This is a genomic window from Streptacidiphilus jiangxiensis, assembly GCF_900109465.1.
In the GTDB taxonomy this organism is placed as follows: domain Bacteria; phylum Actinomycetota; class Actinomycetes; order Streptomycetales; family Streptomycetaceae; genus Streptacidiphilus; species Streptacidiphilus jiangxiensis.
On the sequence record NZ_FOAZ01000006.1, the window covers coordinates 368,231 to 377,098 of the forward strand.

Genomic DNA, 8,868 nt, shown 5'->3' on the forward strand with positions numbered 1-8,868 from the left:
GCGCGATCGCTGATCAATCTAACCGCCAGGGCGCACCCGGGGGACCGATCCGTCAGACCACGGTCCACTCCGTCCCCCGCGCGGTGCACGGCCCGCCGGCGTGGACGTGGAGACGGGAGGAGGTGACGTCGATGGAGACGGTCGCGAGCGTCTCCCAGCGCTTGCCCAGCGGCTCGGCGGGGTCAGCGTGGCAGCACAGCGCGGCGCCGTCGGCCAGGTGGTGGTCGAGGGTGTCCAGCAGCGCCGAGGTGTCCGGGGCCGGGCGCAGCGCGGTGCGTGCGTGCAGGGCGTCGAGGCGGTGGCGGGTGTCCGGGTCCTCGGTCGCCAGGGCCTCTCCGGCGGCCAGGGTGGGGTCGACGAAGTGGTTGGTGCGCAGCAGGTAGCCGTCCGTGCCGGGCCGGAGCAGGGCGGGCTCGGCCGGGCTGAGCTCGACCGTCGCGGCGCGGGCGCGGCCCTGCTCGTACCCGGCGAGGGTCAGCGAGCTGGACGCGGCGACGGGCGTCGCCATCGCGAGGCGTGCCGCCTCGTCGACGCTGCCGCAGGTGTCGAGCACGTGCCGGGCCAGGACGTGGACGGGCAGCCACCCCCGCTGGGACACGGACACGGACGCGGACGCGTCGGCGGCGTGGGCGAGGATGTTGAAGTGCAGGCCGAGCCCGGCCGCGTTGACACCGATCTTGCCGACGATGCCGTACTCGGTGACGGTCCGCACACTGCGGCCGTCGGGGTGCTCGATGTGCCAGACGAACCAGCCGTCGCGCATGTCGTCGTGCCAGTCCCAGGTCTGGGTGGTGACCGGGGGCCGGCCGTCGGCGGGCGCGTGGACGACGGTCGAGCACTCCGGGTGCTGCCGCCCGAAGCGGCCGAGGATCTCGGTGCGGGCGTTGAGCGCGGCGATCCGCTCCACGGGCAGCTGCGCGCCGCGGGCGATGCCGTCGATCTCCTCCGCGAGCGCGGGCGCGGTGGCCGCGATGGCGGCGAGGGCGGTGCGGCCGAGCTCGCCGACGTCGGCGGGGGCGGCGCCGGCCGCCGCGAAGAGGGTGTCGTAGAAGTCGCAGGTGCGGTGGATCCGGTCCGGGAACGCCCGGCCGAGGAGCAGTCCACGCTCGCCGGGCTCGGTGGCGGGGGAACGGAAGACCGTGGGGGTGGTCATGGCGGTGCTGCTCCTCGGCAGGACGGCGGCAGGACAGGAGGAAGGGGACGGTCAGGCGCGCGGGGCGGCGGGACGGCGGCCGCGCATCAGCAGCAGGTAGAGGCCCGCCGCGAGGCCCATGCCGACCGGCAGGGAGAGGTCGGTGCCGTTCATCGCCTGCGCGATCGGCCCGGTGAAGCTCTCGGTGTCGACGCAGAGCGTGGCCGCGACGGCGCTGACGACCAGGGCGACGGCGCCGGCCCAGTTGACGCCGCCCGCGTACCAGAACGGTCCGCCGCGGGTCTCGTCGCTCAGCTCGTGGCCGTCGTAGCGGTTGCGCCGCCACAGCACGTCCACGGCGTAGATCGCCATGGTCGGGCCCATCAGCGCGACCATCAGCTGCAGCATGCTGTTGACGGTGGTCAGGAAGTTGGAGACCAGCAGCGCGTAGAGGGTCAGCGTGACGCCGAGGGTGCCGTCGAGGGCGACGCTGCGGGAGCGGCGGATCTTCAGGCCGACGGCCTGCAGGGCGAGGCCGGAGCTGTAGGCGGTCATCGCGTTGTTGGCGATCGCGGAGAGCACGATGGCGAGCAGGAACGCGGGCTTGAACCAGCCGGGGATGATCGACTCCAGCGCGCTCTGCGGGTCGGTCATGTCCAGCGCGGTCCCGGCCAGCACGCCGAGGCCGGTGAAGAGCACGCTCGGGACGAACGCGCCGACGAAGGTCCAGCCGGCGATGGCGCCGGGCCTGGTGTCGCGCGGCAGGTAGCGGGCGAAGTCGGCGCTGTTGTTGTACGACAGCGGCGCGGACGCGACCAGCGCGACACCGCCGGCCACGGCGGCGAGCAGCGCGCTGCCGTGCAGGGACTGCTGCGGGTGGTAGTGCCAGTCGGCGTGCTGCAGCACGTAACCGGCGAGGAGGACGAAGACGGCGGTCAGCGCGATGGTGAACGGCAGGTACAGCTTCACGATCATGGCGTGGCCGTAGACGCTGATCGCGAGGGTCGCGGCGGCGACGGCGATGATGATCGCGACCTTGAGCACGGTGTCCGGATGCAGACCCGCCTCGTCGGCGAGGGCGAAGGCGGCGAGGCAGCCGGCGGCCCAGTTGAGCGCGAGGTAGCAGACGGAGGCGAACCACCCGGTGATCGCGATGTTGGCCCGGTTGCCCCGGACGCCGAACATCGCCCGCATGATCACCTCACTGGGCGTCCCGGAGGCGGACCCGCTGACGGCGACGAGGCCGACCAGCGCCCAGAAGAGGTTTCCGACCACCACGACGGCCATCGCCTGCCAGAGGCCGAGGCCCATCAGGATCAGCGTCCCGCCGACGACGAGGCTCAGGTAGCTGACGTTGGGCGCGGCCCAGACACCGAAGAGTTCCCGAGGGCGGCCATGGCGCTCGCCGTCGGGAATGACGTCGATGCCGTGCGCCTCCACTCCACCAGTGTGCGGGGTCGCGCGAGTGTTCTGGTCCTGCGTGCCGGGGGGCTCGGCGGCGCGAGCTGGGGTGGTGGCAGCCATGGGGAGTTCTCCGAACCGACAAGCCCCGGGGGGCGGCTTGGCTATTGGTCGCACATCCAATAGTGAATCCATGCCTCTCGTCAAGGGGGGACGCTGCACGATCCAGGGGCCGCGGCCCCGCGCCCCTGAGGGCTAACGCCCTTGCGTCGAGGCGCGGAGCGTGACGTGGGTGGGGAGCTGGGGAACAGCCCCCGTCGAGCCGGATTCGAGGAGCTGGACCAGCGCCTCCACCGCGAGCCCGCCGAGCAACCGCGGGGAGAGCGAGACCGTCGTGACCGGCGGGTTCGTCTCCGCGTAGGCCAGGTCCTCGCTCATGCAGGCGACCAGCACGTCATCCGGCACACGCAGCCCCTGCCGCAGCGCGGCGTCCAGCGCGAGGCGGCCGGCGGACTCGTAGATCCCGTAGACCGCGTCGACACGCTCGCCGGGGTCGGCGAAGAGCGCCTCGCCGAGCTCGGGATGGTCCAGCGGAACAACCAGCGGGGCGCTGCCCCGTTCCGCGCACCACGCGCGGTAGACCTCGTCGTTGCGACGGGCGTAGTAGTCCGTGCCGGGCCCGGCGATCAGGGCGATCCGGCGCGCCCCCCGGGAGCGCAGCAGGTCCAGGACGGAGCGCAGCACCCTGTCGTGGTCGTTGTCGACCCAGACGTCGCACGGCTCCGGCCGGGCGGGACGGCCGACGAAGACGAGCGGGAGGTCCGCGGCCCGCACCAGGCGCTCGACCGGGTCGTCCTCGTGCGGGTCGAGCAGCAGCACGCCGTCGGCGACCAGGGCGTGCCAGCGACGGTCCGCCGGGGCGGCGGGGAGGACGGTGAGGCCGTAGCCGCGGGCGTGCGCGCTGGCGAGGGCGCCCGCGATCACCTGGGCGTAGTACGGCAGCGCGGCGAAGTTCCACGACTCGGCGCCGAGGGTGGTGACACCCAGGGCGAGGGTGCGGCTCGGCGCGTGCCGGAGGGAGTCGCCCACGAGGGGGTAGCCGAGGGCGGCGGCGACCGACAGGACGTGCTCGCGGGTCCGGCCGGTCATCCGGCCGGTGCCCTTGAGCGCGTTGGTCACGGTCGCGCGAGAGACCCCGGCGGTTTCGGCAACATCCACGATCCGCACCCGAGACATGCGCGGAACTGTACGAAATCCGCCACTGTCCGTAAAGAGCTCGACGGAATCCGTAGCCACCGGGCCCTTGTGGTTGCCCGCGCAACCAAGCAGCGTGTGCCCCCTGCCGACGAGGACGCCCCATCGGGAGGCGCTTCCTTCCGCATCCGCCGCCACCTCACGCGCGGCTCCCTGACACCCCGTCGGTCCCCCTCGTATCGGAGACGCCGTGTCCACACGCACCCCCGGCCCTGCTTCGGGCCCCGCCGACCTGATCTTCCTGGGCGGCCCGGTCTACACCGTCGACCCCGCCCGTTCCTGGGCCGACGCCGTCGCCGTCCGCGGCGGTAGGATCGTGGCCGTCGGCCACGAGCACGACGTCCGGCCGCTGATCGGCCGGAGCACCGAGGTCGTGGACCTCGCCGGAAGGCTGCTGCTGCCGGGGTTCCAGGACGCCCACGTGCACACCGTCTTCGGCGGCACCACGCTCACCCGCTGCCACCTGCACGGGTTGCGTACCGCCGAGCAGTACCTCGCCGCGATCGGCGCCTACGCCGCGGCCCACCCGGCGCTCCCCTGGATCACCGGCGGCGGCTGGCGGTTGGACGCGTTCCCGGGAGGCCTGCCGCACCGCACCGCACTGGACGCCGTCGTACCGGACCGCCCGGTCGCACTGCCGAACCGCGACGCGCACGGCCTGTGGGTCAACAGCCGGGCCCTGGAGCTCGCGGGCATCGACAAGCACACCCCCGATCCGGCCGACGGCCGGATCGAGCGCGACCCCGACGGCACCCCGACGGGCATGCTGCAGGAGGGCGCCGCCAACCTGGTGGAGCGTCACATCCCGGCGGACACCGACGAGGACTACTACCGAGGTCTTCTGGCCGGCCAGGCCCACCTGCACTCCTACGGCATCACCGGCTGGCAGGACGCCGCCGTGGGCGCGGCGTTCGGGCCGGGCGACGTCTACGGCGCCTACCTGCGGGCCGACCGTGAGGGCACGCTGACCGCCCGGGTCCGGGCCGCCCAGTGGTGGGACCGTGCGGGCGGGTCGGAGCAGCTGGACGGATTCCGGCAGCGCCGCGAGGAGTCCGAGCGCAACGGCGAGCGGTTCCGGGCCGGCACGGTCAAGATCATGCTGGACGGCGTCGCCGAGAACCACACCGCCGCCATGCTGGAGCCCTACCTCGACGGCTGCGGCTGTTCGACGGGGAGGGACGGGCTCGACTTCGTCGACCCCGAGAAGCTCGGCGGCTACGTCGCCGAACTCGACGCGGCCGGCTTCCAGGTGCACTTCCACGCCCTCGGCGACCGCGCCGTCCGAAACGCCCTCGACGCGGTCGAGGAGGCGCGACGCCGCAACGGCGACCGCGGCAACCGGCACCACCTGGCCCACCTCCAGGTCGTCCACCCCGACGACATCGCCCGCTTCCGCGAGCTCGGCGCGACGGCGACGATCCAGCCGCTGTGGGCCTGCCACGAACCGCAGATGGACGACCTGACCATCCCGTTCCTCGGCGAGGGCCGCGCCGGCCGGCAGTACCCCTTCGGCGCGTTGCTGCGCGCCGGGGCGATGCTCGCCGCCGGCAGCGACTGGGACGTGACCACGCCCGACGTGATGGCCGGCGTCCACGTGGCCGTCAACCGCACCGGTGAGGAGGACCCGAACCGGGTGCTCGGCCCGGAGCAGCGCCTCGACCTCGGCGCGGCGCTCGCCGCCTACACCGCCGGCTCCGCGCGGGTGAACCACCTGGACCACGTCACCGGATCCGTCGAGGCGGGCAAGGACGCCGACCTGGTCGTGCTGGACCGCAACCCGTTCGACGGGCCCCGTCAGGCCATCGCCGAGACGCGGGTGCTGCGCACCTACGTCCAGGGCGAGTTGGTCCACCAGGTCTCCTGACCTCCTGTCATCTCCCCCACCCGAGCCAGGAAAGCACCGATCATGAAGAGAAGACTGCTCCACGCCGCCGTCTGCGGCTCCGTGCTCGCGCTGACCGCCGGATGCAGTTCCGGCGGGTCCGCCGGCGCGAACGCGCCGAAGAGCAACTACGCCGCCGCCCAGGTGACGACCGCGCCGGGAACCAAGCCGCTGGACCACGTCGTCTGGTCCGGCGACTACCGTCCGCCGTACTCGGAGGACCCGGTCAAGACCGCCGACTACCCCGAGGAGACCATCCTCGGCAACGTCTGCGAGACGGTGATCCACGAGAACGCCGACTACTCGCTCGGCCCCGGCGTCGCCAAGTCCTGGACCCAGCCGGACGGTCGGCACCTGCTGCTGGAGCTGGACCCGACAGCCGCCTTCAGCGACGGCAAGCCGGTCACCCCTGACGACGTGGTCTACAGCCTGGCCCGCAACATGGACCCGGCCACGGCCAGCAACTACGCCGACAGCTACCGCGACGTCAGCTCCATCCGGGCCACCGGCCCGCACCAGGTGACGGTCACCTTCACCAAGGACAACTACCTCTTCGTGCGCTACCTCGGCGCGCTGGGCGGGGCCGTGGTCGAGAAGGCCTTCGCTCTCAAGACGGGGCAGAACTTCGGCAATGCCGACGTGGGCGTGGTCTGCTCGGGCCCCTACACCGTCGCGTCGTTCGACGGCACCAGCTCCCTGGTGCTCAGGCGCAACCCGCACTACTGGAACCCGGCGCGGGCCGCCAAGGTCGACACCCTGGAGTTCCACTTCTACTCGGACAACTCCGCGCTCACCAACGCGCTGACCTCCGGTGCCGCCCAGGGCGCGTTCAACGTGCCGCCGGCCGCCGTGACCCCGCTGTCCCGCGCCACCTCCGGCAAGCTCTACATCGGCGGCGAGGGCTCGACGATGGAGAACGAGGACCTGATCGTCTCCCGCTTCTCCGGCCCGCTCGGCGATGTGAGGGTGCGTCAGGCCCTCAGCCTGGCGCTGGACCGCGCCGCGATCGCGAAGACCGTCTACAGCGGCGCGGCGGACCCGCTCTACGCCGTGGCCGGGCCCGGCTACTGGCGCGGCAACCCGGCCCTCGGCCGGTACGAGGCCGCCTACCGGGCCCTGGTCGAGCAGCCCGATCCGGAAGGCGCCAAGAAGCTGGTCGCCCAGGTACCGGGCGCGAACCGGCAGATCACCCTCGGCTACCCGGCCGCCACGCCGTTCGAGGCGCAGTTGGCGCAGGTCATCCAGCAGACCGGGCAGCAGATCGGCCTGAACATCAAGATCGTGGGCCTGCCGGACCAGCAGTACGGCAACCTCTTCACCGACCCCAAGGCCCGGGCCGGCCTCGACTCGTTCCTCACCCTCAACTACATGGAGTTCCCCGAGCCGGCGGTGATGTACCGCAGCTTCGCCCTGCCGTACGGGGTCCAGGACTTCAACGGCTACGACAACCCCGTCGTCACCCAGGCCCTGGAGCGCGCGCAGGCGACCCAGGACCCGCAGGCACGCGCCGGGTTCGTGATCACGGCCCAGCAGCAACTGGCGAAGGATCTGCCGTGGATCCCCATCGCCGAGCCGCGCGCCCTGGTCTTCCAGAACAGCGGCGTCACCGGCGCGCCGCTGACCTTCGCCTACATGGACACCACCTGGGCCGCGGCGCTGGGGGCGCCCTGATGAGTCGTCTGCTCCTGCATCGGCTCGGCGGCCTGCTGACGACGCTCTTCCTGTCCAGCCTCGTCATCTTCGGGAGCCTCTACCTGGCTCCCGGCTCCCCCGAGAACGTCCTGTTCGGCAACCGCACGCCCACGGCCGCCGCCCGCGCGGCCGTGCGACACCGGCTCCACCTCGACCAGCCGCTGCCGGTCCGCTACTGGGACTGGCTGACCGGTGCCCTGCGCGGCGACCTCGGCACCTCCATGGTCACCGGCCAGCCCGTCGCCGACCGCGTCGGCTCAGGGCTGACCACCACGCTGCTGCTGGTGCTGCTGGCCTCGCTGCTGGTGGTCGTGCTCGGCCTGGGGCTCGGACTGCTGGGCGCCCTGCGTCCGGGCCGGGTCGACGCCGCGGTCAGCGCGGTCAACGCGGTGTCCGTCAGCGTGCCGCCCTTCGTCGCGGCGACGGTGCTGATCTCCCTCTTCGCGGTCCGCCTGGGCTGGCTGCCCGCCTCGGGCCGGGGCAACGGCCTCGACGGCCTGATCCTGCCGGCCGTCGCGCTCGCGCTGCTCTCCTGCGGCTTCCTGGCGCAGGTCACCCGCAACGCGGTCCGCGAGCAGCTCGGCCGCGAGCACGTGCAGACCGCCGTCGCCCGTGGCCTGCCGAGAGCAGCGGTGCTGCGCAGCCACGTGCTGCGCAACGCACTGCCGCCCATCGTGACCGCGGTCGGCCTGCTGGTCGCGGGGATGTTCGCCTCGACGCTGGTGGTGGAGTCCGCCTTCGCGGTGCCCGGGATCGGGCAGCTGACCATCCAGTCGGTGGCGCAGAAGGACTTCCCCGTCGTCCAGGCGGTCGCGCTGCTGCTGGTGGCCGCCTTCGTCGTCTGCAACGCGGCGAGCGACCTGGTCCAGGCACTGGTCGATCCGCGTCTGCGCACCGCGGGGAGGACCGCATGAGACACCGTTTCAACTGGTGGGCACCGCTGGGGCGTTCCGGGCAGGCCGCCCTGGTGTGGGTGCTGCTGATGCTGCTCACGGCCCTCGCCGCGCCGCTGATCGCCCCGCACGACGCAGGGCAGCAGAGCCTGCTGGACTCCTACGCCGGGCCCTCCCCCGCGCACCTGCTCGGCTGCGACGGACTCGGCCGGGACGTCCTCTCCCGGCTGCTGCTCGGCGCCCGCACCTCCTTGCTGGGCCCCGCGCTGGTGGTCTGCTGTGCGCTGCTGGTCGGCATCCCGCTGGCGCTGCTGGCCAGTTGGTACGGCGGCTGGGTCGACGGGGTGGTCGCCCGGGTCTTCGACCTGGTCTACGCGCTGCCCGGGCTGCTGCTCGCGGTGCTGACCGTGGCGCTGTTCGGCCCCGGCCTCACCCCGGCCGTGGTCGCCCTCTCCATCGCCTACATTCCGTTCCTGGCGCGGATCGTGCGGGCGGCGGCGCGGCAGCAGCGGGTCAGCCCGTATGTGGACGCGCTCGCCGTGCAGGGCTTCGGCGTGCTGCGGATCACGGTCCGTCACATCCTGCGCAACATCACCCCGGTGGTCGTCGGACAG

7 protein-coding genes are annotated in these 8,868 nt (G+C 72.8%); 4 read left to right on the forward strand and 3 right to left on the reverse strand.

Features of this window, described 5'->3' with window-relative positions:
• Positions 1-52 precede the first annotated feature (52 nt).
• The 3 genes from BMY61_RS14840 to BMY61_RS14850 all read right to left on the reverse strand — a co-directional run bounded on the left by BMY61_RS14840 (position 53) and on the right by BMY61_RS14850 (position 3,769).
• On the reverse strand, positions 53-1,153 hold the full coding sequence (locus tag BMY61_RS14840; RefSeq protein WP_042451228.1) for a C45 family autoproteolytic acyltransferase/hydrolase: 1,101 nt from the start codon (positions 1,151-1,153) through the stop codon (positions 53-55).
• Positions 1,154-1,204: 51 nt separating this feature from the next.
• Positions 1,205-2,656 (reverse strand): purine-cytosine permease family protein, encoded by a 1,452-nt coding sequence (locus BMY61_RS14845; protein WP_042451229.1) that lies wholly within the window; start codon positions 2,654-2,656, stop codon positions 1,205-1,207.
• Positions 2,657-2,788: 132 nt separating this feature from the next.
• Entirely contained in the window at positions 2,789-3,769 is a 981-nt protein-coding gene (locus tag BMY61_RS14850; protein WP_042451231.1) for a LacI family DNA-binding transcriptional regulator, read from the reverse strand.
• 208 nt (positions 3,770-3,977) lie between these two features.
• Between BMY61_RS14850 and BMY61_RS14855 the strand changes: the two genes are divergently transcribed.
• The 4 genes from BMY61_RS14855 to BMY61_RS14870 all read left to right on the forward strand — a co-directional run.
• On the forward strand, positions 3,978-5,651 hold the full coding sequence (locus tag BMY61_RS14855) for an amidohydrolase (protein WP_042451233.1): 1,674 nt from the start codon (positions 3,978-3,980) through the stop codon (positions 5,649-5,651).
• A 42-nt stretch (positions 5,652-5,693) separates the two neighbouring features.
• Positions 5,694-7,340 (forward strand): ABC transporter substrate-binding protein, encoded by a 1,647-nt coding sequence (locus BMY61_RS14860; protein ID WP_042451235.1) that lies wholly within the window; start codon positions 5,694-5,696, stop codon positions 7,338-7,340.
• Positions 7,340-8,275, forward strand: coding sequence for an ABC transporter permease (locus tag BMY61_RS14865; protein ID WP_042451236.1), 936 nt, complete (start codon positions 7,340-7,342; stop codon positions 8,273-8,275). The genes BMY61_RS14860 and BMY61_RS14865 overlap by 1 nt, the downstream gene beginning before the upstream one ends.
• Positions 8,272-8,868: ABC transporter permease (locus BMY61_RS14870; protein WP_075003907.1), on the forward strand; the 597-nt coding region annotated here is incomplete at its 3' end. The genes BMY61_RS14865 and BMY61_RS14870, both read left to right, overlap by 4 nt.

What these genes read in the sequence shown, in the direction of transcription:
- BMY61_RS14840 (WP_042451228.1), bottom strand. Translation starts at nt 1,153, where the DNA reads ATGACCACCCCCACGGTCTTCCGTTCCCCCGCCACCGAGCCCGGCGAG.
- BMY61_RS14845 (WP_042451229.1), bottom strand. Translation starts at nt 2,656, where the DNA reads ATGGCTGCCACCACCCCAGCTCGCGCCGCCGAGCCCCCCGGCACGCAG.
- BMY61_RS14850 (WP_042451231.1), bottom strand. Translation starts at nt 3,769, where the DNA reads ATGTCTCGGGTGCGGATCGTGGATGTTGCCGAAACCGCCGGGGTCTCT.
- BMY61_RS14860 (WP_042451235.1), top strand. Translation starts at nt 5,694, where the DNA reads ATGAAGAGAAGACTGCTCCACGCCGCCGTCTGCGGCTCCGTGCTCGCG.
- BMY61_RS14865 (WP_042451236.1), top strand. Translation starts at nt 7,340, where the DNA reads ATGAGTCGTCTGCTCCTGCATCGGCTCGGCGGCCTGCTGACGACGCTC.